Annotated in this window: 3 protein-coding genes; all 3 read right to left on the bottom strand. The window is 39.6% G+C overall.

Annotated features, from left to right (window positions below; genetic code table 11):
- Positions 1–96: 96 nt before the first annotated feature.
- Positions 97–807, bottom strand: coding sequence for a response regulator transcription factor (locus DVY93_RS12310; protein WP_230711042.1), 711 nt, complete (start codon positions 805–807; stop codon positions 97–99).
- Between the two features lie 44 nt (positions 808–851).
- Positions 852–2,534 carry a phosphoethanolamine transferase gene (locus tag DVY93_RS12305; protein WP_230711041.1) on the bottom strand — a complete coding sequence of 561 codons (1,683 nt, stop codon included), beginning with the start codon at positions 2,532–2,534 and terminating at the stop codon, positions 852–854.
- A gap of 552 nt (positions 2,535–3,086) precedes the next feature.
- Positions 3,087–3,925, bottom strand: an 839-nt coding sequence (locus DVY93_RS12300) for an ATP-binding protein (RefSeq protein WP_230711040.1), incomplete at its 5' end; no start/stop codon positions are given.

Below are 3,925 nucleotides of genomic sequence, written 5' to 3'. Positions count from 1 at the left end.
TGCATAGCACGATTGGATATGTGTCACCCTTTGAGTTTGAAAAGCGGTATTATGATAATTTAACCCTGTCAGGCATCGCTGCCTGACTCAAGTAAATCACTCTCCGATAAAGTCGGGGCGGTTCACTTTATCGGGATCAACAATTTGATAACCCACTCCAGGCATCGTCATTATCATAGGTCTGGCAAATGGCTTGTCGACTTGTACGCGCACACTATGCATATGAGTCCGTAGCGCATCGCTACTTGGAATATCCTCACCCCATACCTTTTCCTCAAGCTCACTTTTACTGACGACTCGTGGCGACGCATTCATTAATGTTTCTAAAATTTTAAACCCTGTTGGTGTCAGTTTTAGTGATGTACCTTCTCGTCTAATCGTGTGCTCATTAGCATTTAAGGATAATGGTCCGACAGCTAAGCTGTGCTCAAAATGCTCATCTTGGTGTCGACGGATAAGCGCTTTAATCCGTGATTCTAATTCAATGAGTGAGAAGGGTTTGACCAGATAATCATCAGCGCCACTATCGAAGCCTGCGACTTTATCCAAAATCGTATCACGAGCCGTCAGCATCAATACAGGGGTTTTATTATGTAGCTCTTCTCTCAGTTTTTTACATAGCTTGGTGCCGTCCATACCCGGCAGCATGACATCTAATAAAATAACGTCATAGCGATTATTTGCAGCGAGTGTTAAGCCGCTAATGCCATTATGAGCGTTGTCCAGCTCAAAACCTTTTGGTTCAAAAAAGGCATAAATATTGGCGACGATATCGGGATTGTCTTCGATGATAAGTATCTTGTACATAGTGGTCTCGTGCATAAATGCTAGCAGGGCTTATGATAAAGGTCTTAATGGGTAGATTTAAAGAAGGTTGGCGCTGCTGCTACCTCATCGGTAGTAATACCAAAAAAGTTAAGTAAAGTTGGGGTGATAAAGTCATGTGATACGGGCTGATCAATCATACTAACGAGACTACTTTTATCAATATTATTACTATTAGGTGACCAAATGATGACAGGCACCTGCTTTTGCGCATCAGGTGCGATAGCGTAGGGCATGCCATGCAAGTAAATATTATTCTCGCCTAAACTTTCGCCATGATCGCTAATATATACCATTATGACATCATAGTCCTGCTCATACTTTTTGAGCGTATTAATCACGTTATTTAAGAAGTAATCAGTATAACGAATGGCATTGTCATAAGCGTTGATGACGGATTGATCATCGCATTTAGAGAGCTCATTAGTCATGCATACAGGTTTGTACTCTTCAAATTCCTTAGGATAACGTTTGTAATAAGCGGGACCATGATTGCCCATTTGATGCAATAAAATAAGCGTATCTTTGGCAGGTGCATCTGACTTAATTAAAGTATCAAAACCGTCAAGCATACCGATATCATGACACTCCTCATCACAATTTGGATTGACATCAGCCGTCTTATAATCTTCAAAAGTTACTCGATCCGCGACCCCTTTAGAGCTCGAATTATTGTCGCGCCAAATAACATTGACGCCTTGCTTATTTAGTGTGTCTAATACGTTCTCATTATAGTCTGCCATATTATTGTCATAACTCTCTCGATTAGAGTAGCTAAACATACAGGGAACGGAGTAAGCAGTAGAGGTGCCACATGAGGTGGCATTTTTAAAGCTATAGACATCTGGTTGGCTAGTCAGCAGAGGCATAGTGTCGCGCTCATAGCCATTAAGACCGATATGATCAGCACGTACTGTTTCACCAACGACAAATACCATGAGTTTAGGCTTTGCTGCGTTAGTTCCAGCAGTAGGAGTTATACGTTTGGCATCTGTCGCATGCAGGGTCAATGTATCAGGATGACGAAGTTTCTCAACATAATCGGTACCTAATTTGATAACCGAGTAGATAGGAGTAATAGGGTTTGCGTAACTGCGGACTATCTTATGCTGACGGAAAAAGGTGGCGTATTGATCGCCAAAAGACAGTAGGCAGACAGCTATTAAGGCGATAGATGAGGTTAAGGTTAACGCTTTTTGCCATAGCGCTCGACGTATAGGTACTCTTTTTATGCGGATTTTAGCAATAATAACTGCGGGTATAATGCCTAGTATAAAGACTCTTGTAAAAAAACTTATCGACATCAACCCCATCGCTTCACCTTGATCGGTTTGTATACTATTGATCAGCATATTAGTATCGAAAATAGTGCCATAAGCGTCAGTAAAATAGCCACATACGGCCGCTATCATTACCATAGCGATGAGCACTGGTTTAGCAATAGGACGATAGCAAAATAATTGGATGAGTAGCCACATTAAGCCGAACAATAAGCCTGCGATAGAAACTATGAAGCCAACGTTATTACCAAAAGGGTAAATGCTAAGCACTTGCGCGAAAAAACCAAAATTTGCAGTAGTGACTAAATAGAGCGCAACGATAATAATCAGATAGTTAAGATTAATTTCATGATTAAAAATGCTGTTTAGATAGCTTTTTTTGGTAGGAGCTTTGGTGATTTCAGTGCTAAGTGCTTGAGAGGTTGACATAACTAGGCTTCTCAACAGGATGGTAAGGAGTTTGATTCCTTACGATAACAAGAGGCCTGTTAAGAAGACGTTAAGATATTTGGGTTGAGTAATGCTTTAAGAAGATAATATATTCTTAAAAATAAATAGTTAGATAATAAGCTTAAGGATGCATATTGCCTCTACTTTAGCTGGTTAGTCGACGCCTAATAAACCAACTAATTATAATTACTATAGCAATCGATAAAAAAATCTTTGAGTAGGGTGCTAACGCAGTCTCTATAACCTCGTAGTTTTTGCCGAAGTGGTAACCTGCAAGCGTCAGTACAGTTGTCCAAACACTAGAACCCAAAGCAGTCAATACTAAAAAAGATAAAAGTGGCATTTTGTTCATACCCCCATATCAAACCCCCATATCAACAACATCACCTAAGAAAATTAGACTTCATAATCTAGCCTTATACACTATATGAATAATAGCATTCAGAGCCTTTCGACTTATCAAAATAAAATAGACCTATAGTAGGTCTACATATTATTAATATTTTGAACACTAGGATATTGAGGTGTATGCTACTTAGCAATCAATAATCCTACAGTAACTTCAAAACAATACTCATCTTTGTTAGTGATATTGACCGTCCCTTTATGAGCATTAGCAATAGCCTGAACGATAGATAAACCCAAACCTGATCCTGAATGGTGCTGGCTAGTTTTATCATGACGATAAAAGCGCTCAAACAATCGATCTGCTTCGCTTTGGTTTAGAGGTTTTTCTAGAAGGTTAGTAAAAGTTATCTCTAGCCAAGATTGCTTCGCGGTTTGAGTGTTACTTTGATCGTCTTCAAGCATCTTATAATTATTAACGGAAGTATTTGGAGTGTTGACAGTGGCTGATATTGTGACGACGCTATTACTAGCGGCGTAGTAGATCGCGTTTGATAGCAGATTAGCAAATAGCCTTTGCAATAAACCTTCATCGCCTAATACTGCCTTAAAATCTCCTAATTTTACAAAAGTTATTTTACGATCCTCGGCAATCATTTCAAAGTAATCTAACAGCTTATTGATTAGGACCTCAGTATCTACAGTAGTCACTTGCGAATCACTCAGTCCTTTTTGGGTTTTTGCTAGCAGTAGCATGTTGTTAATCATCGCCGATAATTGCTCTAAGGTGTCATGTTGCTGATGTAATTGTTCGACATATTCCTCTTCCTCTCTAGGCTTATTTAACATGACTTGCGTTTGCGTAATCAGCGTCGCTATTGGCGTGCGTAGCTCATGCGCGATATTGTCTGAAAATCGCGACAACGACTCAAAATTGCTTTCAAGCTTAGCCATCATCGAGTTATAGGATTCTGCTAAAGGTCTTAGCTCTAATGGCATATCACTAACTATTACTCTTTCGCTCA

The organism is Psychrobacter sp. CCUG 69069, from assembly GCF_021023115.1.
Taxonomy (GTDB): domain Bacteria; phylum Pseudomonadota; class Gammaproteobacteria; order Pseudomonadales; family Moraxellaceae; genus Psychrobacter; species Psychrobacter namhaensis.
Note: the sequence above shows the minus strand (reverse complement) of the source record. Positions and strands in the feature narration are given on the sequence as shown.

Excerpts from the sequence above, each read along its gene's own strand:
- DVY93_RS12310 (WP_230711042.1), bottom strand. The coding sequence starts at position 807 with ATGTACAAGATACTTATCATCGAAGACAATCCCGATATCGTCGCCAAT.
- DVY93_RS12305 (WP_230711041.1), bottom strand. The coding sequence starts at position 2,534 with ATGTCAACCTCTCAAGCACTTAGCACTGAAATCACCAAAGCTCCTACC.